Origin of the sequence: Cupriavidus sp. WGlv3, assembly GCF_023952475.1 — a bacterium.
GTDB lineage: Bacteria > Pseudomonadota > Gammaproteobacteria > Burkholderiales > Burkholderiaceae > Cupriavidus > Cupriavidus phytorum.
The window spans coordinates 1-18,377 of the sequence record NZ_JALHRX010000011.1 but is presented as its reverse complement, the minus strand read 5'-3'; the positions used below and the strand labels follow the sequence as shown (position 1 = coordinate 18,377).

Sequence of the window (18,377 nt, the reverse complement as noted above, 5' to 3'; positions counted from 1 at the left end):
TCTTACAGGGGTTTGCCATGCGTGCACGTCATCGCGTTGCCGCGCTGCTGGTCGGCGTCGGCGCGTTCCATCACGGCCTGGTCCAGGCCGATCCGCGCAGCCCGGTCCAGGGCGATCCGACCCAGACGCTTCCCAAGATTGCGCCGGCCCGGCCCGACAGCCGCGTGACCGTGCAGGTCGAGCGGCCGCAGCCCGCCATGCAGGACCTGCTCAACGCGCGCCTGACGCCGCGGCGCTTTCGCATCGAGGGCGCGAAGACGCTGCCGTTCGAGGAAGTAGCCGCGCAGTTCCGGCCGCTGGCCAACCGCGAGATCACGGTGGCGCAGCTGCTGGAAGCCGCCAATGCGGTGACGCAGATGTACAAGGAGCGCGGCTATCCGCTGTCGTTCGCGTTCGTGCCGGCGCAGGACTTTGCCAACGGCGATGTGCTGGTCACGGTGGTGGAAGGCTACGTTGCCAAGGTGACCGTGACCGGCAAGGCGGGCCCGGCCGAGCGCCGCCTGCGCGCCATCGCCGAGAAGCTGCAGCAGGACCGCCCGCTGCGCCAGGACCGCTTCGAGCACTACGTCAATGCGCTGGCGCTGCAGCCCGGCCTGCAGGTGGCGGCGACAGTCCAGCCGCCGACCACCACCGACGGCGCCTGCGAGATGGTGCTCGAGGTCAAGCGCAAGCCCTTTACCTTCGGCACCGGCATCGAATACATGTCGCCGGGCCTGCGCGCCATCGCCACGGCCACCACCAACAGCCTGACGCCGCTGGGCGAGCAGATCTCGGTGTCGGCGCTGTTTCCCAAGGGCCGCGACAGCGAGGAATACTATGCCGCCAGCTATGCGCAGCCGATCGGCACCGAAGGCATGGTCGCGCGCCTCAATGCCTCGCACTACCGCGGCGTGCCGCAGAACGCGACGCTGGCGCCGATCGGCTTCAACCCGCGTTATGTCAACGACACCAAGCGCATCGGCGGCACCCTGAGCTATCCGCTGCTGCTGTCCAACGCGCATACGCTCACGCTGACAGGCGGCGTCTACGGCGCCGACCAGTTCGAGCGCTATACCCACACCGCCACCGGCACGCGCGTGACGCTCGGCACCAACGTGCGCGTGGCCACGGCGGAGCTGACCTACGTGCAACGCGGCGAAGGCGTCAGCCGCAACGCCACGCTGGGTCTGTACAAGGGCTTCGATGCGCTGGGCGCAAGCCGCCAGAACAACAGCAATGACCTGAGCTTCTTCCGCACCCGGCTGCTGCTGCAGCAATCGAAGGACCTGCCCGCGGGCTTCGGCCTGACCGTGGCGGCCGCCGGCCAGTACAGCGGCGACCGGCTGGCCTCGGGCGAGCAGATCAGCTTTGGCGGACGCTTTTTTGGCCTGGGCTACCCCGCCGGCGAAGTCGCGGGCGACAAGGGCTGGGGCGCGTCGGCGGAAATCAGCCGGCTGTTCCTGCCCGACCTGACCTACCTGCGCACGATCCAGCCCTATGTGTCGGCCGACGTGGCGCGCGTGTATTCGAACAGCGTGTCGCTGTCGCACCGCAGCCTGTCGTCGGTGGCGTTGGGCGCGCGCTTCTCGGACCGGCGCTATTACACGCTGGACCTGTCGCTGGCGCAGCCGGTCGGCGACAAGCCGACCAATGCCAGCCGCCGCTCGCCGCGCATCAACATGATTTATTCCTACCAGTTCGACTGAGCCCTGGTCCGTGGAAGGTTCCCTGCACGGCCGGCGGCAGTTCAGCGCCGGCCGATTTTTTTTTAACAAGGCCTCGGGCATGCCGCACGCTTCCCGGTGCCTCATTGTTGAAACACTTCAAAGACCCGGCCGGCTGCCCAGGCAGCGCGGCGCAGACTCAGGTCACGCGGAAACCCACCTTCAGCGTGACCTGGTAGTGCGCGATCTTGCCATTCTGGATATGGCCGCGCGTTTCGACCACTTCGAACCAGTCGATGTTCTTGATGGTCTCGCCGGCCTTGGCGATGGCGCTCTGGATGGCCTGGTCGCAGCCGTCGGGCGAGGAGCCGACGATCTCGACCAGCTTGTAGGTGTGGTTCGTCATTGCTTCTCCTTGGCGGCCGCGGCCGCATGGGTTGCATCCATCATAGGCGCCGGCCGCGGATAGTCCCAAGGCCCCGGCAAGACGCCGTGCGTGCCGCAGACCCTGTTACACAATCCCGCTTTGCCAGTGGCGTATGCGGCTGCTACGCTGCGTCCCGCCCCGGACAGGTGCGGCGCGCGGCGCGCGCACGCTGTCCTTCACCGACGCCAAGATCCGCCGTGACCTATCGCTTCATTCGCCGAGCCGTGCTGGGCCTGGGCCTGGCCGCCGCCCTGTCGGCCTTCACTTCGTTCAGTCCCTTCGCGCTGCTGGCGCACGCCCGTTCGACCTCGACCTTCGACGAGGTCTCCGAGACCATCGCCAACAGCATCAGCGAGACCTTCAACGAGGCGGTCGCCAACCACTTCCCGTCCCGCGCCGGCAAGCCCGCGCAACCGGCCCAGCCGCCCGACGCCAGGCCGCTGCCGACCAAACCCTTTGCCGATGGCAGCGGCTACACGCTGTGCTTCGTGCCGGATGGCGCGAGTTGCCAGGCGCTGCTGATCAATGCCATCCGCAGCACACACCGGCGCCTGCTGATCCAGGCCTATTCGTTCACCAGCGCGCCGATTGCCGAGGCCGTGGCGCAGGCGCACCGGCGCGGCGTCGACGTGCGCGTGATCCTCGACAAGAGCCAGCAGAGCGAGCGCTATACCAGCGCCACCTTCCTCAAGCACGCCGGCGTGCCGGTGGTGATCGACAACAAGCCCGCGATCGCCCATAACAAGGTGATGGTGTTCGACGACCAGGCGGTCTTCACCGGCTCCTTCAACTTCACCAAGTCGGCGCAGGAGCGCAACGCCGAGAACGGCATGCTGATCCGCGGCGATGCGGCGGTGGTCAAGGCCTATACCGACAACTGGCACAAGCGCTACCGGCAGTCGCGCGCGTACTGAAGCAAGGCCCTGCTGCACGATGCGGCGTGCGGTGGCACACTGGCGGGCTGGCCTTGCGGCAACCCTGCCAAGCCCTTTCCGGAGAACCCTTAGCCATGACAGCCATTCCCGACAGCCAGTGGATCCGCGTCGACACCGCCGCGGGCAGCTTCGATGCCTACCTGAGCCTGCCGCCGGCGGGCGTGCAGCCCGGCGCGCCGGGCATCGTGCTGCTGCAGGAGATCTTCGGCGTGAACGAGCATATCCGCGCGGTGGCCGACCAGTACGCCGCCGACGGCTATGCCGTGCTCGCGCCGGACGTGTTCTGGCGCCGGGCACCGCGCGTGCAGCTGGGCTACGAGGGCGACGACATGGCGCGCGCCATGGCCTTGCGCAAGGCGGTGGACGTGTCCGCCGCGCTCGACGACATCGCGGCCACGGTGCAAGTGCTGCGCCAGCATACCGGCGCCGGCAAGGTGGCCGCGGTGGGCTACTGCTTCGGCGGCCTGCTGTCGTACCTGAGCGCGGCGCGCGGCCTGGTCGATGCGGCCGTGCCCTACTACGGCGGCGGCATCCAGAACCAGCTGCAGGAAGCCGCCAGCATCCGCGTGCCGGTGCAGTTCCACTACGGCGCGCTCGACGCGCATATCCCGCCCGACGCCGTGCAGGCCGTGCGCGACGCGGTGGCCGGCAAACCCTCCACCGAGATCCACGTCTACCCGCAGGCCGACCACGGCTTCAACTGCTGGGCGCGCGGCTCCTACCACCAGCCCAGCGCCGCGCTGGCGCATGGGCGCGCGCTGGTGTTCCTGTCGGCAGCGCTGTAGTCAGCCCTTCGGCGCGGACTGACCGCTCAGTACGGCACGGCCGCGCCGTTCTCGATGCGGACGCGGTCGCCGATACGCATCTGGTAGGCGTTGGACTGGGTCAGCGTCAGGTACGCGTTGTCGCTGGTGCGCACGCGCACGCGGTAGGCCGGGGCGCTGGTGCCGGTGCGCTTCTCGACCTCGTTGCCGGCCACCGCGCCCGCCACGGCGCCGCCGATGGTCGCCACGGTATTGCCGCGGCCGCCGCCCACCTGGTGGCCCAGCAGCCCGCCGACGATGCCGCCCACCACGGCGCCCGCGCCGCTGGTCGACGGCGGCTGGCCCGGCACCACCTCGATGCCCTCGACCCAGCCGTAGCGCACGCCGTAGGCCTGGTTGCCGTAGCCGTTGCCATGGCTGCCGTCCTGGTACGACGGCTGGGGATACGGCTGCTGCGGATACGAAGACTGCGGGTAGTCCTGCTGCGGATAGCCTTGTTGCGGATAGCCTTGCTGCGGATAGCCCTGCTGCGGGTAACCGCTGATGGTGGTGCCGCTGCCGTAGCCCGTGCTGCCATAGCCGCCATTGCCGTAGCCGGTGTTGCCATAGCCGCCGCCGTAGCCCCCGCCATACCCCGCACCATAGCCGTTGTCGTAGCCATACGGCGTGGCACACCCGGCCAGCGCACCGGCGCCAAGCACCGCAAGCACAACCGAACGAAAGGGGATGGACATGTCAGGACTCCTGCGCGCTGCGCGTGTTGGGGAATGCGCGCGAGTCTAGGGCCGCCGCCGGCCAGCGGGTGTCACCGGAGCTTGTGATTGGTAACCGCCTGTAACGGCCGGCGATGTGGGCGTGGCGGCGCTCAGCCGCGCTCCGCGCCGTCGTCGTTGAACTGCGTGATGCGGGCTACGCGGAACGCCCCGCGCAGCGATTCCAGTTCGGTCCGGTGCAGCATCGCCAGCCGGTTCAGGTAGCGCTCGCCCTTGGCGGTCAGGTGCACCTGCACCACGCGGCGGTCCTCGGGATTGAGGCGCCGCTTGACCAGCCCGGCGGCCTCGCAGCGATTGACCAGCGCCACCACGCCATGCTGCTTGGCCTGCAGGCGCTCGGCCAGTTCGCCGATCGAGGCCCAGTCCTTGTCGGCGCAGCCGCGGATATGCAGCAGCAGCAGGTACTGCTGCACCGTCAGCCCTTCCTCGCGCGCGGCGTCTTCGGAAAACCGCAGGAAGCGGCGCAGCTGGTAGCGGAAGTCGGACAGTGCCTCGAAGTCGGCCTTGCTGAGCGGGGCGGGTTGCGGCGACGAGGCAGACTTGCTGGGCATGGGCGGCAAAAAACGCGAAAAGAGAATGAAGGCGCGGCAATCCGCGCAACGCCCCGGGCGGGGCGCTCGCAATTATAGGGGCCGCACGGCACTCCGGCAGCCGAGCCCTGTTTGCGCCGTGCGCGTGCCCGGCTATGGCAGAATCTGTGCGGTTGCAGACACCTTCACCCGTCACCGGAAAACGCACCGATGTTCTCGGAAATCGCTCTCTTCCTGCTGGATACCGTCTTTACCCTGTTCGGCATGGCGCTGCTGCTGCGCGTCTGGATGCAGCTGACGCGGCTGCCCACGCGCAACCCGGTCTCGCAGGGCGTGTTCCAGATCACTGACTGGCTGGTGCGGCCGCTGCGCCGGATCATCCCGGGCGTGGGCGGCATCGACTGGGCCACGATCCTGGCCGCGTGGCTGACCGCGGTGGTGTTTCTGGCTTTGGTCGCGCTGATCAGCGGCATCGACCTGCCCGGCTTCGTGCCCGCCATGCTGCTGACCGCCGTGCTCTATGTGCTGAAGTGGTCCATCAGCCTGGTGATGTGGGTCACGCTGCTGATGGCGATCCTGTCGTGGGTCAACCCGCATTCGCCGATCACCCCGGCCATCGACCACCTGACCGCGCCGGTGCTGCGCCCGATCCAGCGCGTAGTGCCGCGCCTGGGCGGCTTCGATATCTCGCCGCTGGTGCTGTTCGTGATTGCGCAGATCCTGCTGATGGTCCTCGCCCGGCTGGGCGCTGGCATCATCGGCCTGCACTGACCGGAGCCGGGGCGCAGGACCGGCCAACGCCCTCAACGACTGCGCCCTCAGCCCGCCGTGCGCGCCTCGCCCGGTGCCAGCCCGTCCGCGGCGGCATCCAGCCCGGGCTCCCGTGCCGTCTCGGCATCCCCTTCCGGCGGCAGCTCCGACACCATCATCGATTCGATCGCTTCCATGAAGGCGCGCACCTTGCGCGGCTGCAGGCGCCGGTCCGGCAGCAGTGCGAACACGCGCAGCGGCGGCAGCGGATAGTCGGGCAGCACGCGCACCAGCCGCCCCTGCGCGACCTCCGCCTCGCAATAGATCACCGACAGCCGCGCGATGCCCAGTCCCGCCAGCGCGCCCTGCAGGCGCAGTTCGGCGTTGTGGGTCTGCATGCGCGGGCGGATCGGCACCGATACGGTCTGGTCGTCGCGGGTGAATTCCCACACCGTGTCGCCGGGCGTGGTCAGCGTCGGCATATTGGCCAGGTCCTCCGGGCGCAGCTGCGCCGGCAGGCTGGCCGCCAGCGCCGGCGCGGCGAACAGGCCGCGCTCGACATGGTAGATGCGGCGCGCCACGGTGCCGGAGTCAGGCAGGTCGGCGTCGACGATGACAAAGGCCACGTCGAAGCCGTCGCGGATCGGATCGACCAGGCCCTGGGTGATTTCCACCGCCACATCCAGCGCGGGGTGTGCCGCGAGCGTGCGGCAGATCACGCCGCCGAGCTGCTGCGCGCCGAATTCATACGGCGTGGCGATGCGCAGCACGCCCTGCACGCGCTCTTCGCGCGCCAGCGTTTCCTGGCGGATCTCGCGCAACCGCGCAAACAGCGGGGCGACGTCGCGATAGACCGCCTTACCGGCATCGGTGAGGCGCATGCGGCGCGTGGTGCGCTCCAGCAGCTTGGCGCCGATGGCGGTTTCCAGCCGCGCAACCGCGGCCGACACGCGTGACTTGGGACAGTCGAGCTGCTCCGCCGCGGCCGTGAACGTGCCCTGCTCGACCACGCAGCAGAACGCCTCCCAGTCATTCCATTGGATTGTTTCGTTCACCGGACAATGTTTCCCTGACAACCTGTAGTTCTCGACGCTGGGCCTCCATTATGCTTGAGCGATGCAACAAACGCCTGTCCAGGCCGGATCGGACGCGCTAGCCCCCGCCATTCCAGCCATCCCCGCCCCCGCCGCCCTCGCCGCCCCTAACTCCCGGCGCCCGCGCATGCAGATCGCCAGTCACCCCGAAATGGGTCACTGGCGTCTTTCATTGTTCGGTTTGACGCTGGGTCTGGTGACCGGCATCGACTTCTCTTCCACGCTGATGATGGGCGTGGCCAGCCAGCATATCCAGGGCGGCGTCGGCGCTGCGCCGGAAGACTACCTGTACGCGATCTCGGCCTACGCCGCCACCGCGGTGCTGATGAACATGGTGCTGGACCAGCTCGCGCGCCGCATCACGTACAAGCGCTTCACCATGGTGTCGCTGCTGGTGTTCATCGCCGGCTCGCTGATCTGCGCGGAGTTTGCCAGCCCGGCCGGGCTGATCACCGGCAAGGCGGTGCAGGGGCTGGGCGCGGGTGGCCTGTTCGCGGCCTCGCGCATCCTGGTCCAGCTGGTGTCGACGCCGGCCGAGCGCGCCCCGCTGATGCTGCGCTTCGGCGGCGGCGCATTCTCGATGCTGGCGATCACGCCCTGGCTGACCAGCATCTTCCTGGACGATATCGGCTGGCGCGCGGTGTTCCTGTTCCAGGCCGGCATTGCGCTGCCGGTGCTGCTGTCGGTGGCGCTGACCTACCCCACGCGCGCGCCGCGCGATCCGCACCCGCCGGTGTCGACGCTGGACTGGCCCGCCGCCATCGCCGCCGCGCTGGGCGCGCTGGTCTTTCTGCATACGCTGCAGGAGATGCGCTACACGCGCTTCTTCAGTTCGCTGGAGATGCCGCTGGCCGCGCTGTGCGGCGTGGCGCTGTTTGCCTTCAGCGGCTGGCGGCTGTATCGGCACCCGGATCCGTGGATCGACTTTTCGCGCCTGGCCGGGCGCCAGTACCTGTACGGGCTGGGCTTCTACACGCTGTACTACCTGCTGTCGTCGGCGTGGTCGTTCCTGCTGCCGACGCTGACGCAGACCGGGCTCGGGCTGACCTTCCGCACCACCTGCATGCTGCTGTCGACCAGCGGCACGGTCTCCGCCATCGGCGCCATCGTGATCACGCTGGGCATGGCGCTGGTATTCCGCAAGCGGCGCGTGATCGCGATCGGCTTCGTCGTCTACGCCTGCGCGGCGATGCTGCTGTCGACCCAGCTGATGCCGGGCGCGCCGGACTACGCGCTGGTGCCGGTGATGCTGCTGGAAGGGCTGACGCCGGTGCTGCTGATGGTGCAGGTGGCGTCGATGACCTATCTGGAAGTGCCGGTCGAGGATTTCTCGCACGCCTACCAGTTCAAGAACGTGTGCAAGCAGATCGCCTCGGCGATGGGCACCGGGCTGGCCAGCGTGTTCATGCAGGACGGCCTGGCGCAGCACCGCACCCACCTGGTCGAGCACATCACCCGCTTCAACCCGGTGCTGCAGATGCCCGATGCGCTGTCCGCGGCGGGACTGGCCAGACTCTCGCAGGAAGTCGACCGGCAGGCCACGCTGCTCGCCGGCATGGACCTGCTGCATGGCTTCGCCGCGCTGTGCGTGGCGGGTGCGGTATTCGTGCTGGTGCAGCGCAGCTTCCGCTAAGGGCCAGGGTTCTGGCGGCCAGGGCCTGTCCGGGCCCGGTACTGGCGCAATGTCGGCATTTCCTCTACCCTTTCGGCCTTTCCGTGCCAATCCGGCGAACCGCGCCGGGCTACGCAGATGGCCAGTCCCACCGATTCCCGCCAGACCCCGCCGCCAGCATCGCCGACCGCCGACAGCGCCGCCGCGCCCGAAAAGCCGAGCGACAGCTATGTGCAGTCTTTTGCGCGCGGGTTGTCGGTGATCCGCGCCTTCAACGCGCAGCACCCGGCCCAGACCCTGACCGAAATCGCCCAGGCCAGCGGCCTCACGCGCGCGGGCGCGCGCCGCATCCTGCTGACGCTGGTGGGGCTGGGCTATGTGCAGGCCGACGGGCGCCTGTTCCGCCTCACGCCCAAGATCCTGGACCTGGGCTTCGCCTACCTGACCTCGATGCCGTTCTGGAACCTGGCCGAGCCGATCATGGAGACGCTGTCGCAGCAGGTGCATGAAAGCTGCTCGATCTCGGTGCTGGATGGCACCGAGATCGTCTACGTGCTGCGCGTGCCGGCGCGCAAGATCATGACCATCAACCTGTCGATCGGCAGCCGCCTGCCGGCGTATTGCTCGTCGATGGGACGGGTGCTGCTGGCCGGGCTGAGCGAGCCCGAGCTCGACAGCGTGCTGCGCGCCACCGAACTGCGCGCGCGCACCGGGCGCACGGTGACCGACGTGGACGCGCTCAAGGCCATCGTCGCCGATATCCGCCAGCGCGGCTGGGCCCTGAACGACCAGGAGCTGGAGGAAGGGCTGGTATCGCTGGCCGCGCCGATCCGCAACCGCGCCGGCCACACCATCGCCGCCATCAATATCAGCGGCCAGGCGAATCGCACCAGCGCGCAGGAGATGCTGGAGCGCTTCCTGCCGCCGCTGCTCGAAGCTTCCGAGAAGATTTCCGGGCTGGTCGGGCTGCGCACCTGAGCGCAGCCGCGCGCCGGGTCAGACCACCGCGGGCAGCTCGACGCTGCCGAACTCGGCCGAGCGCGTGCCATCCAGCGGCCGGTTGCTGGCGCCGAAATACGCGAACGCCACCGACAGCTTGACCGCGTTGGACGCATTGCGGCCGGCCGCATGGAACAGCCGGCTGTCGAAGCAGAGCACGTCGCCGCGGTGCAGCGCCAGCGGCTGCGCGGCATCCAGCAGCGGCTGGCTGGCCGGGTGCGCTTCGATCAGGAATTCGGCCGGGTCCAGCTGGCCGGGCTCGAGCCGGGCCTGGTGCGAGCCCGGGATGACGCGCAGCACGCCATTGCGCTCATCCTCGTCGCCCAGCGCCAGCCACACCGTCACCAGTTCCGGGCGCGCAAACGACCAGTAGCGGGTATCGCGGTGCCAGCCGGTCTGGCTGCCGTAGTGCGGATGCTTGGTCATCACGCAGTTGTGATGCGCCAGCGTGATGCGGGCGGGCTCGCCCAGCAACGCCTGTACCACGACGACCAGCTTCGGATCGCTGGCCCAGCGGCGGAATACCGCATCGCGCCCATAGGCCTGGCGCAGGCGCCTGACCGTGCCGCCGCCGGTGGCATCGCGCGTGGCCGGGGCGCCCGGATAGCCGAGATCGGCCTCGAACTCCACCGGCGGCACCGCCGCGGCGAGATGCTGGCGCGTCACCGTCTCCAGCGCCGCGCACGCCGGCTCGTCGGCAAAGCCGCGCAGGATCACGAAACCGTTGGCATGGAAGGCCTGCACCAGGCGCGGCAGCGCGCCGGCATCGGCGGACAGGGTGGAAGCGGGCAGGTCGGCGCAGGGATCCAGCGAGGTCATTGCAGCAGGCACGGCGCAAGGTCGCGCAAAGAGGCGGAAACAAAACAGGGGCCGCGGTGGCCCGACAGGCTCATGATGCCAGAACCGGCGCCATCTGGCGCAGGCGCCGCATCCGCAGCCTGCGCACCGCGCTCGGCCAGCGGCCGCCTGCGTACGGCAACAGACGGTCGCGTCTGCGGTGCGCGCCGCTACAATGCGCTGGTCTTTGCCCGATAATTCCTGCATCCACCGCGATTTTTTCAGGCTCCGCGCCGAGGTCCCACGTGACTGCACGCCCCCGCATCGTCGCTTCGCTGGCCGAGGCCCAGGCCCAGCTGGGCCGCATTGTCCTTGGCAAGCCACAACAGGTGCGGCTGGCGCTGGCCTGCATGCTGGCACGCGGCCACCTGCTGCTGGAAGACGTGCCGGGGGTGGGCAAGACCACGCTGGCCCATGCGCTGGCGCGCACGCTGGGGCTGCACTACCAGCGCGTGCAGTTCACCAGCGACCTGTTGCCGGCCGACCTGATCGGGGTGTCGGTCTTTGTCCGCGACGCCGGCGAATTCCGCTTTCACCGCGGCCCCGTGTTCGCGCAGGTGGTGCTGGCCGACGAGATCAACCGCGCGCCGCCCAAGACCCAGAGCGCGCTGCTCGAGGCGATGGCCGAGGGGCAGGTGACCCATGACGGCGCCACGCACGCGCTGCCGTCGCCGTTTTTCGTCATCGCCACGCAGAACCCGCTGGAGCAGATCGGCACGCATGCGCTGCCCGAATCCCAGCTGGACCGCTTCACCATGCGGCTGTCGCTGGGCTACCCGGACCCCGCCTTCGAGCGCGTGCTGTACCTGGGCGGCGCCAGCGCGGCGGAGCTGCCGGCGGTGATGGATGGCAGCCAGGTGCTGGCGCTGCAGGACGCGGCCGCGCAGGTGTACGCCAGCCCGGCGCTGGTCGACTACGTGCTGGCGCTGGTGCAGGCCACGCGCAGCCACGGCGGCTTTGCCGCGGGACTGTCGCCGCGCGCCGGGCTGGCGCTGCTGGCGTGTGCGCGCGCCTGGGCGCTGCTGGCACAGCGCGACCTGGTGCTGCCCGAAGACGTGCAGGCGGTGTTCATGGCCGTGGCCACGCACCGCCTGTTGCCGGCCGGCGCTGGCGGCCACGCCGCCGTCGACGGCCAGCTGGCCGCGCTGCTGGCCGGCGTGGCGATCCCCTGAACGCCATGGCGGCGCGCAAGGGCGTGCTCGGCGGCACCCCACGCCTCGCATGGCGCCGCGCCGCAAGCCGGCGCCCTGCTGGCGGCGTGGTTCTGCTGGACCGGCGCCATCTCTATATCCTGCCCACGCGCGGTGGGGTCGGCTTTGCGGTGGTGCTGGCCGCGATGCTGATGACCTCGCTGAACTACAACATCAGCCTGGGTTTCGCGCTGACCTTCATGCTCGCCGGTATCGGCATGTCATGCATGTGGCTGGCCTACCGCAACCTGCTTGACCTCGCCGTGGCCGCGGGGCCGGTGGCGGCGGTCCATGCCGGGCAGGACGCCGTCTTCCACCTGCGCGTCGACAGCCATGGTGGCGACGCGCGCATCGGCATCGAGGCGCGCTTGTCCGCCATACCCGAAGTCGCCGCCGCAACGCTGACGCTGGATGCCAATGCCAGCGGCATGCTGGCGCTGCACGTACCAGCGCCGCGGCGCGGCCGCCTGGTGCTGCCGCGGGTCACGATTGCCAGCCGCTTTCCGTTCGGCCTGTTCCATGTCTGGAGCCATGCGGACCTGGAATTGTCGACGCTGGTCTACCCCGCGCCGGAAGGCGACGCCCCACCGCCGCCGCCCGCGCACCGCCCCGACCATGGCGACGACGCGCACGCTGCCCCCGGCACAACGCATAGCGACGACGGCATCGACCAGTTGCGCCGCTACCGCAGCGGCGACCCGCTGCACCGCATCGCCTGGAAGCACAGCGCGCGCACCGGCCGCTGGCTCAGCCGCGCCGGCGATCCGCCGCGGCAGCCGGCGCGCTGGCTGGACTGGCACGCGCTGCCCGCCGGCATGGAGGCCGAGGCCCGGCTGTCGCGCCTGTGCGCGTGGCTGCTCGCCGCCGGCGACGAAGTCGAGATTGGCCTGCGGCTGCCCGGCATCGAACTGCAGCCGGCGCGCGGCGCCAGCCACCGGCGCGCCTGCCTCGAGGCGCTGGCCTTGTGGCCGCAGCGTCCTGGCACGGTCCGCGCCGCGGAACCCGCATGAAACCCGCGCCCCGGCCGCTGCGGCATGAAGACCACGGCCTGCTGCTCGGCCAGCTGGCGCTGGTGCTGGCGCCGCAGGCACGTACGCTGCCGGTGGCGGTCAGCCTGCTGCTGGTGCTGTTGCTGGCGTGGCGCTGGCTGCTGTGGCGGCGGCGGGCGCCGCTGCCGTCGCGCTGGATGCTCGGCACCACCGCGATGCTGGTGCTGCTGGTCGCTTGTGCGCTGGTGTGGCAGGATGGCGGCGGCATCGGGCGCGAGCTGGCGGTGGCGTTGCTGGGCGCCTTCGTGATCCTCAAGCTGCTGGAATGCCGTGCGCTTTCGGACGCAACGCTGGTCACGCAGTTGTCGTTCTACCTGCTGCTGACGCTGTACCTGTCCGACCAGCCGTTCTGGCTGGCGCTGTACAGCCTGGCGATCGGCGCCTGGGTGCTGCGCAACTGGCTGTTGCTGCATCACCCCGAGGCGCGCAGCCGGCTGGCGATCTGGCCGCTGCTGGGCCGCATGGCGCTGCTGGGCCTGCCGTGGGCGCTGGCGCTGTTCGTGCTGTTCCCGCGCCTGGAGCACCCGCTGTGGCAGTTGCCCCAGTCCGCGCAGAGCGGCACCACCGGCATCAGCGACACCATGCGCCCGGGCAGCGTGGGGCAACTGATCCGTTCGCCCGAGATCGCCCTGCGTGCCGAAATCGCCGGCCCGCCGTTGCCCGCGGCCGCGCTCTACTGGCGCGCGCTGGTACTGTGGGAATACGACGGCACCATCTGGCACCCGTCGCGCCTGCGGCGGCAGCAACTAGCCCCAGCGCCCGGCGCCGGCGGCACGGCCGGTATCGACATCAGCATCACGCTGGAGCCCAGCCGGCAACGCTGGCTGTTCGTGCTCGACCGCGGCCAGGCGCTGTCCGCCGGCGCGGATGCCGCCATCACGGCCGACGGCGAGTTCATGGCGCGCCGGGCGGTGGACCAGCGCATCCGCTATCGCACGCATTCCACGCTGGCGCCGCCGGCCGAATTGTTGCCGCCGGCCACGCTGCGGCTGGCGCTGAGCCTGCCGCCGGGTAACCCGCGCGCCCGCGCACTGGCCGCGCAATGGGCACAACGCCATGCCGATCCCGCGGCGCGCGTGCAGGCCGCTCTGCGGCTGTTCGCGGCGGCGCCTTTCGCCTATACGCTCGTCCCGCCGCCGCTGGGCGCCGAACAGATCGACAGCTTTGTGTTCGACACCCGGCGTGGCTTCTGCGAGCACTACGCCAGCAGCTTCGTGTTCCTGATGCGCGCCGCCGGCGTGCCGGCGCGCGTGGTCACCGGCTATCAGGGCGGCGAGTACAACCCCATGGCCAATCACTACGTGGTGCGCCAGTCCGATGCGCATGCCTGGGCCGAAGTCTGGCTCGACGGCCGAGGCTGGGTACGCGTTGACCCGACCAGCGCGGTCGCGCCCAGCCGCATCGAGCAGGGGCTGGATGCGGTGGTCGGCAACGAAGCCGCTGACTGGCGCCCGTCGCGCCAGCCGGCATGGCTCAAGGATTTGCGCTGGGCCTATGAGGGCATGGTCTACACCTGGCAGCGCTGGGTGCTGCAGTACGACCATGCGCGGCAGCAGCGGCTGCTGCAGGCGCTCGGCACCAGCGCCGGTGCCGGACCATTGCTGGCGGCCGTGCTCGGCATGCTGTGCCTGCTGGCGCTGGTGCCGCTGTGGCGGCGGCGCGCGCCCGCGGATCCGGTCGGCGCGGCCTATGCGCGCTTCTGCGCCGTGCTTGCCCGCCACGGCTGCACGCGCGCGCCGGCCGAAGGCCCGCAGGATTTTGCGGCGCGGGCCAGCACGCACTTGCCACGCGCCGGCGACGCGATCGCCGCCGTCAGCGCCGCCTATGTCAGCCTGCGCTACGGCAACCTGCCGGCCGAAATGCAGGCGCAGGCCTTGGCGTCGATGCGGGCGGGCATCCGCGGAATCTCGGCGGCATTGCGTCGATAACGGGCAGGCGGACCCAAGGCGCGGCGGTCACGCTGCAGGCCACACTGATTGCTTGCGAGGAAATCTATCGGCTGATTGCCGGACTGGCCAGAACTGTGCCGGCTGTAGGCTACGCTCGGGGACTGCAGAAACAACGGGGAAGATCAGGGAGAAGCGAAGGCACCGCGCGCGAAGGGTGGGCGCGGACGGGTCGCAGTGCCGGCGAACGCGGCACCGGCGAAGATCCTGCTCAGAACAGCGACAGCTGGCGCATGCCGAAACCGATGGTCTCTTCCACGCGCGCACGGGCGTGGGCCAGCGAGCCTTCCGCGCCGGAGTAATTGCCGGCGGCCCAGTGGTAGACCACCGGAAGCTCGCCGCGTTCGGACAGGCGCACTTCGCCAAGCTTGTCGCCGCGCTCGTTGCGGTAGAAGTGCGAACGGTAGCCGCGCTCCCAGTGCGGGGCAACCTCTTTCTTGCGCCGCCGGGGCTTCGGCGCGGAGCCGGTGGCTGACGTCGTGGACGTCAGTCGCCGCGCTCTATCGGTACCCGGCATCGGGGCACGGGTGAAATCCAACTGCATAGACTTCCTCTTTGTCGATTCAGCAGAACCAGGGCCGGCGGGGGCTGCCGCCGCATGCTTCGTGCATCGCAGTCGAGATGATACCTGCTGGCGCGCTTTCTGTAAGTAGTTCGTTGCGCTGAATCCCGCCTCCGGTAAGGCTTAGCGGGCCGTATACCTGCACGTATACCCACTCGTAAACGTGGTGGTATACGTGCAGGTATACGGCCCGCGAGGACGTCAAAGCCTTGCTGGTTAACGACTTGCGGGCACGCAGTGGTGCCCGCGAGGATCAGCCCAGATCGAGCGGAATGAAGATGCGCGCATCGTCGCGCTGCACCAGCAGCGCCACCTGCTTGCCCGACTTGCCCACCAGCGTCCGCAGCTGATCGACGGATGCGATCGGCGTACCGTTGAGCGACAGGATCACGTCGCCGGGCTGGATGCCCACGCGCGCGGCGGGACCGGTCACGTCCTCGACCACCAGGCCGCCTTCGATACCGCTTTCGCGCTTTTCCGCCGGCGACAGCGGCCGCACTGCCAGCCCCAGCCGGCCGTTGGCCTCCTTGCCGCCCGCTTTCTGCGCCACCGCCTGGTCCCGCGCGGTGCCGACCGTCACCGACAACGTCATCGGCTGGCCCTTGCGGATGATCTTCAGTGAGCTCTGCGTGCCCGGCTTGATATCGGCCACGTGCTCCGGCAGGTCGCCCGAATGATCGATCACGTCGTTGTCCAGCTGCACGATGACGTCGCCCGGCTTCAGGCCCGCGCGCGCGGCGGGGCTGTCAGGCTCGACCGAGTTGACCAGCGCCCCGGTCGGCTTGGGCAGGCCGAACGACTGCGCCAGCGCCTGGTTGACCTCCTGCACGCTGATGCCGAGGCGCCCGCGCGTGACCTTGCCATGCGCCACCAGTTGCTGCTGCACCTTGGTCGCCACGTCGATCGGGATCGCGAACGACAGGCCCTGGTAGCCGCCGGTCTGGCTGTAGATCTGCGAGTTGATGCCGACCACCTCGCCGCGCTGGTTGAACAGCGGACCGCCCGAGTTGCCGGGATTGACCGCCACGTCGGTCTGGATGAACGGCACATAGGTGTCGTCGGGTAGCGAGCGCGATTTCGCGCTGACGATGCCCGCGGTCACGGTGTTCTCGAAGCCGTAAGGCGAGCCGATCGCCAGCACCGGCTCGCCCACGCGCACCTGCGACGGATTGCCGAGGCGCACGGTTGGCAGATCCCTGGCATCGATGCGGATCACTGCCACGTCGGTCTGCGGATCGGTCCCAAGCACCTTCGCCTTGAACTCGCGGCGGTCGGTCAGCTTGACGGTCACTTCCTGCGCGCCGTCGACGACGTGCGCATTGGTCAGGATCAGGCCGTCGGGGCTGACGATAAAGCCGGAACCCTGCCCGCGCACCAGTTGCTGCGGGCCACCTTGCGGCCCTTGGAACTGCGGGCCGAAGCGCTTGAAGAACTGGAACAGCGGATCGTCCGGATCGATGCCGGGCGGCATCTGCACCGCGGTGCGCTGGGCGCGCGCGGTGACGCTGATATTGACCACCGCGGGTCCGTACTGCGCGACGATGCCGGAGAAGTCCATCGGCCTGGCGACGGCAGCCGCCGGCTGGTCGGCGGTCACCACGGCAGCGGGAGCCGCGTAACCCGGGGTGATCACTTCTCGCTGCAGATAGGCATAGCCGCCGCCGAGCGCGGCCAGGGCCGCGATACCAACGGCGGTGCGAGCAATGGTCTGGCGCATCATAGGTGTTCCTTTCCTTTTAGCATCTTGCGTCGGCACGATGCGACGCAACACCGTAATGCTAGCGACCAAGACTTAAAACAGACTTAAGGATCGGGAGCCCCGACGTCCCCCACGCCCCGTCGGATCGCTCAGTCGAAGATTTATCTTGCGTACAATATAATTGCGTCTAATATATCGACATGGAACGCGACAACGAACCCGCCACCGACTGGCTTTTGCTGGACCACCAACTATGCTTTGCGCTGTATTCGAGCTCGTTGGCGATGACCAAGCTGTACAAGCCGCTGCTAAGTGAGCTTGGGCTTACTTATCCGCAGTATCTCGTCATGCTGGTCTTGTGGGAAACGGAAACGCTGTCGGTCTCGGAACTCGGCAATCGCCTGGCGCTGGACTCGGGCACGCTGACGCCTCTGCTGAAGCGGCTCGCCACGACGGGTCTGGTCACTCGCACGCGGGACGCGGCTGACGAACGCAGGGTCCTGGTCAGCCTGACTGACGCCGGCCGCGCATTGCGTCAGCGCGCGACGGGAATTCCCGAACAGATGTTATGTGCCACGCAATGCCCGGTCGAAGAGATCCAGGCACTGACGCGACGCTTGCATGCACTGCGGTCGACGCTCGAACAAGCGCGGACCGATTCCAGCTTGCCGGACTGACGGCAGGCATTAATGATGGCGCCCATGCGGGCAACCAAACCGGAGCCTTAGATGAAACTCGAGAAAGTCGTATATACCGCTCATGCCACCGCCACCGGCGGCCGCGATGGCCGTGCCACCACGTCCGACGGCCAGCTCGACGCCAAGCTGGCGGTACCCAAGGAAATGGGCGGTGCCGGCAACGGTCTGAATCCGGAGCAGCTGTTTGCCGCCGGCTATTCGGCCTGCTTCCTGGGTGCGATGCGCTATGTCGCCAGCCAGCAGAAGATCAACGTGCCCGCCGATGCCTCGATCCAGGGCGCGGTCGGCATCGGCCCGATCCCGCAGGGCTTCGGCATCCAGGTCGAACTGAAGATCTCCTTGCCGGGCTTCGAGCGCGAAGCCGCCGAGAAGCTGATCGAGCAGGCGCATCAGGTGTGCCCGTACTCGAACGCGACCCGCGGCAATATCGACGTTACGCTGACCCTGGTCTGAAGCGGCAAGCCCAAAAGAAACGGCCCGCATCGCAAGCGCGATGCGGGCCGTTTTTTCTTGATATCACGCCGTCTGCTGCTCCGCGTCGAGGGGCGGCAGCTGGGCACAAAATGATCGCTTCTGCGCCGAACTCATGCGTTTGATTTCGATTTCCGCCTTCAACGCTTCCGACTTGGTGGCGAAGCGCAACTGGCCGAGCACGCGAATCGGCTTGCGTGAGCGCGTATATTTCGCGCCTTTGCCGGACTGGTGTTCGGCAAAACGGCGCGCCACGTCCGTGGTGATTCCGGTGTAAATGGAATTGCCGGTGCATTCGAGCAGGTAGAGATACCAGGCGCAATCAGCGGACATGGGCGGGAATGGTGAGCTGCGGGAATGGTATTACGGCGTTGCGGCAATAGCGAGCGCGGCCTAAT

19 protein-coding genes are annotated in these 18,377 nt (G+C 68.9%); 11 read left to right on the top strand and 8 right to left on the bottom strand.

What is annotated here, in order from left to right:
* Nucleotides 1–17: 17 nt before the first annotated feature.
* Nucleotides 18–1,685 carry a ShlB/FhaC/HecB family hemolysin secretion/activation protein gene (locus tag MKD38_RS18405; RefSeq protein WP_252678792.1) on the top strand — a complete coding sequence of 556 codons (1,668 nt, stop codon included), beginning with the start codon at nt 18–20 and terminating at the stop codon, nt 1,683–1,685.
* 157 nt (nt 1,686–1,842) lie between these two features.
* Here the strand turns inward: MKD38_RS18405 and MKD38_RS18400 are convergent, their stop codons facing one another.
* Nucleotides 1,843–2,049, bottom strand: coding sequence for a dodecin (locus MKD38_RS18400; protein WP_018004776.1), 207 nt, complete (start codon nt 2,047–2,049; stop codon nt 1,843–1,845).
* Nucleotides 2,050–2,267: 218 nt separating this feature from the next.
* On the opposite strand from MKD38_RS18400, the gene MKD38_RS18395 reads away from it, so the two are divergent.
* Both MKD38_RS18395 and MKD38_RS18390 read left to right on the top strand, forming a co-directional pair.
* Nucleotides 2,268–2,984: a phospholipase D family nuclease gene (locus tag MKD38_RS18395; protein ID WP_252678790.1), complete on the top strand. Its 717-nt coding sequence runs from the start codon at nt 2,268–2,270 to the stop codon at nt 2,982–2,984.
* Between the two features lie 95 nt (nt 2,985–3,079).
* Nucleotides 3,080–3,790, top strand: coding sequence for a dienelactone hydrolase family protein (locus MKD38_RS18390; protein ID WP_252678788.1), 711 nt, complete (start codon nt 3,080–3,082; stop codon nt 3,788–3,790).
* 26 nt (nt 3,791–3,816) lie between these two features.
* Here MKD38_RS18390 and MKD38_RS18385 read toward each other — a convergent pair whose 3' ends face one another.
* On the bottom strand, nt 3,817–4,503 hold the full coding sequence (locus MKD38_RS18385; protein WP_252678786.1) for a glycine zipper 2TM domain-containing protein: 687 nt from the start codon (nt 4,501–4,503) through the stop codon (nt 3,817–3,819).
* 131 nt (nt 4,504–4,634) lie between these two features.
* The gene (locus MKD38_RS18380) at nt 4,635–5,093 is read right to left on the bottom strand and encodes a MarR family winged helix-turn-helix transcriptional regulator (protein ID WP_111521475.1); all 459 of its coding nucleotides are present in this window, start codon (nt 5,091–5,093) and stop codon (nt 4,635–4,637) included.
* Between the two features lie 189 nt (nt 5,094–5,282).
* Between MKD38_RS18380 and MKD38_RS18375 the strand changes: the two genes are divergently transcribed.
* Nucleotides 5,283–5,843, top strand: a complete 561-nt coding sequence (locus tag MKD38_RS18375) for a YggT family protein (protein WP_018004782.1) — start codon at nt 5,283–5,285, stop codon at nt 5,841–5,843.
* Between the two features lie 47 nt (nt 5,844–5,890).
* Here the strand turns inward: MKD38_RS18375 and MKD38_RS18370 are convergent, their stop codons facing one another.
* A complete protein-coding gene (locus tag MKD38_RS18370; RefSeq protein WP_252678784.1) occupies nt 5,891–6,877 on the bottom strand; it encodes a LysR family transcriptional regulator in 987 nt (328 codons plus the stop codon).
* Between the two features lie 61 nt (nt 6,878–6,938).
* Here MKD38_RS18370 and MKD38_RS18365 point away from each other — a divergent pair, with 61 nt between their 5' ends.
* Together MKD38_RS18365 and MKD38_RS18360 are read left to right on the top strand one after the other, a co-directional pair.
* Entirely contained in the window at nt 6,939–8,549 is a 1,611-nt protein-coding gene (locus MKD38_RS18365) for an MFS transporter (protein WP_252678782.1), read from the top strand.
* A 117-nt stretch (nt 8,550–8,666) separates the two neighbouring features.
* A complete protein-coding gene (locus MKD38_RS18360) occupies nt 8,667–9,506 on the top strand; it encodes an IclR family transcriptional regulator (RefSeq protein WP_116297355.1) in 840 nt (279 codons plus the stop codon).
* A gap of 18 nt (nt 9,507–9,524) precedes the next feature.
* Here the strand turns inward: MKD38_RS18360 and MKD38_RS18355 are convergent, their stop codons facing one another.
* A complete protein-coding gene (locus MKD38_RS18355) occupies nt 9,525–10,346 on the bottom strand; it encodes a phytanoyl-CoA dioxygenase family protein (RefSeq protein WP_252678780.1) in 822 nt (273 codons plus the stop codon).
* 263 nt (nt 10,347–10,609) lie between these two features.
* Between MKD38_RS18355 and MKD38_RS18350 the strand changes: the two genes are divergently transcribed.
* From MKD38_RS18350 to MKD38_RS18340, 3 genes are read left to right on the top strand one after another with little or no spacing between them, the layout of a single operon-like run.
* Nucleotides 10,610–11,536, top strand: coding sequence for an AAA family ATPase (locus MKD38_RS18350; RefSeq protein WP_252678775.1), 927 nt, complete (start codon nt 10,610–10,612; stop codon nt 11,534–11,536).
* 5 nt (nt 11,537–11,541) lie between these two features.
* A complete protein-coding gene (locus MKD38_RS18345; protein WP_252678774.1) occupies nt 11,542–12,564 on the top strand; it encodes a DUF58 domain-containing protein in 1,023 nt (340 codons plus the stop codon).
* On the top strand, nt 12,561–14,531 hold the full coding sequence (locus tag MKD38_RS18340; RefSeq protein WP_252678773.1) for a transglutaminase TgpA family protein: 1,971 nt from the start codon (nt 12,561–12,563) through the stop codon (nt 14,529–14,531). Before MKD38_RS18345 ends, MKD38_RS18340 begins: the two co-directional genes overlap by 4 nt.
* Nucleotides 14,532–14,760: 229 nt before the next feature.
* Here the strand turns inward: MKD38_RS18340 and MKD38_RS18335 are convergent, their stop codons facing one another.
* Nucleotides 14,761–15,093: a hypothetical protein gene (locus MKD38_RS18335; RefSeq protein WP_018004792.1), complete on the bottom strand. Its 333-nt coding sequence runs from the start codon at nt 15,091–15,093 to the stop codon at nt 14,761–14,763.
* Between the two features lie 271 nt (nt 15,094–15,364).
* Nucleotides 15,365–16,831 carry a DegQ family serine endoprotease gene (locus MKD38_RS18330; protein WP_252678772.1) on the bottom strand — a complete coding sequence of 489 codons (1,467 nt, stop codon included), beginning with the start codon at nt 16,829–16,831 and terminating at the stop codon, nt 15,365–15,367.
* A 179-nt stretch (nt 16,832–17,010) separates the two neighbouring features.
* Here MKD38_RS18330 and MKD38_RS18325 point away from each other — a divergent pair, with 179 nt between their 5' ends.
* On the top strand, nt 17,011–17,487 hold the full coding sequence (locus MKD38_RS18325; protein WP_252678770.1) for a MarR family winged helix-turn-helix transcriptional regulator: 477 nt from the start codon (nt 17,011–17,013) through the stop codon (nt 17,485–17,487).
* Nucleotides 17,488–17,538: 51 nt separating this feature from the next.
* Nucleotides 17,539–17,961 carry an organic hydroperoxide resistance protein gene (locus MKD38_RS18320; protein ID WP_012355022.1) on the top strand — a complete coding sequence of 141 codons (423 nt, stop codon included), beginning with the start codon at nt 17,539–17,541 and terminating at the stop codon, nt 17,959–17,961.
* A gap of 63 nt (nt 17,962–18,024) precedes the next feature.
* Here MKD38_RS18320 and MKD38_RS18315 read toward each other — a convergent pair whose 3' ends face one another.
* Complete coding sequence (locus tag MKD38_RS18315) at nt 18,025–18,312, bottom strand: GIY-YIG nuclease family protein (RefSeq protein ID WP_252678768.1); 288 nt, start codon at nt 18,310–18,312, stop codon at nt 18,025–18,027.
* Nucleotides 18,313–18,377: the final 65 nt, after the last annotated feature.